This window comes from Faecalibacillus sp. H12 (genome assembly GCF_013361255.1).
GTDB lineage: Bacteria > Bacillota_I > Bacilli_A > Erysipelotrichales > Coprobacillaceae > Faecalibacillus > Faecalibacillus intestinalis.
Genome location: NZ_JABWDK010000066.1, coordinates 1 through 1,367, shown reverse-complemented (window position 1 = coordinate 1,367; position 1,367 = coordinate 1). Strand labels below are relative to the sequence as shown.

General features: G+C 30.8%; 1 protein-coding gene. It reads right to left on the bottom strand.

Going from position 1 to position 1,367, the window contains the following annotated elements; all coding sequences use genetic code 11:
* Positions 1 to 1,319, bottom strand: a 1,319-nt coding sequence (locus HUU89_RS14405; RefSeq protein ID WP_175302125.1) for an IS3 family transposase, incomplete at its 3' end; no start/stop codon positions are given.
* Positions 1,320 to 1,367: the final 48 nt, after the last annotated feature.

Genomic DNA, 1,367 nt, shown 5'->3' with positions numbered 1-1,367 from the left:
TTTAAATTATCTAATGATTCAAATGTATTTTCAAATCCATAAAACATTTCATTTTTCATTTTCCCAAAGAAATTTTCCATTGGAGAATTATCTAAACAGTTTCCTTTACGAGACATAGATTGGAAAATTCCTTTTTCTTCTAATATTTTATGATATGAAAAATGTTGGTATTGCCATCCCTGATCAGAATGAAAAATCAAGCCTTCGAGATTGTCAAATTTTTCAAAAGCCATATCCAACATTCTATATATTTGGAATAGATTAGGTGTGTCTGAAATATCAAATCCAACTATCTCACGATTGTATATATCCATAATTGGAGATAAATATAATTTTCCTGCTACTATCTTGAACTCGGATACATCTGTAGTCCATTTCTGATTTACAGAAGTAGCTTCAAAATTTCTTTTTTCGTTAATTTTTCCTGTGTATTTATTTTTCTTTCTTTCTAGAAGAAGATTCTTACAAACACCATTCATATCCCCTTTATAAGAGTTGTATCTTTGTTTAGGTGTAGGATTAAATGCATATAGGCCCATACGCGACATTAGACGCTTTACTTTGCCATGAGACACTTTATATCCCTTATTCAACAATTCTAGATGAATTCTTCGATACCCATAACGTTCTTTGTGGGTGTAAAAGATATTGATTATTTCCACCATTATTTCATCGTTCTTATCATCTTTGTCAATTTTACTAAGAGTGTAATAATAAACGGATTTGGCAATATGTGGAAGATCCTCATTAGAATTAATAGTATCCAGAATAAAGGCTAAGCTCAGATTTAATTCCTGCCTTAGTTCTGTTATAGCCTTTACTATTTCTTTAGTTCTTTCTTCTTTCGTTCCATAACTAAGGCATCCAATTTTTTTAAGTATTCGTTCTCGACACGTAAGCGAAGGTTCTGAAGTTCCAGTTCCTTGATCTTTTTCTGCATTTCTGACTGTGTCATTTTTTTCTTTTTGTTTGTCATGTTGTCCTCTTTTCTTTTCAACAATATTATACCCGTTTTCAACATAAGATTTAATCCAATTGGCCAATATTCCTCTACTTGATAAGCCAACATCAATAGCTACCGCTGTAATTGATTCTCCATCGATAAACACTCTTCTCAATGCTTTTTCTTTAAATTTGGGAGAATAATATCTGTTTCTATCTTTTCTAAGAACATCGAATCCATTTTTATCTATCAATCGTACAAGATATTCAATACCGTGCACATTGATATTATATTCAGTCGAAAGCATGTTTAATGTGTATCCCATTTTTCTTTTATTGTAAATTTCAATTTTTTGTTCGTTTGTAAGTTTAGCCATAATAAAAAGTGAACCTCCTAAGTTGTCCAACTTTTTCAGTTCACTTCA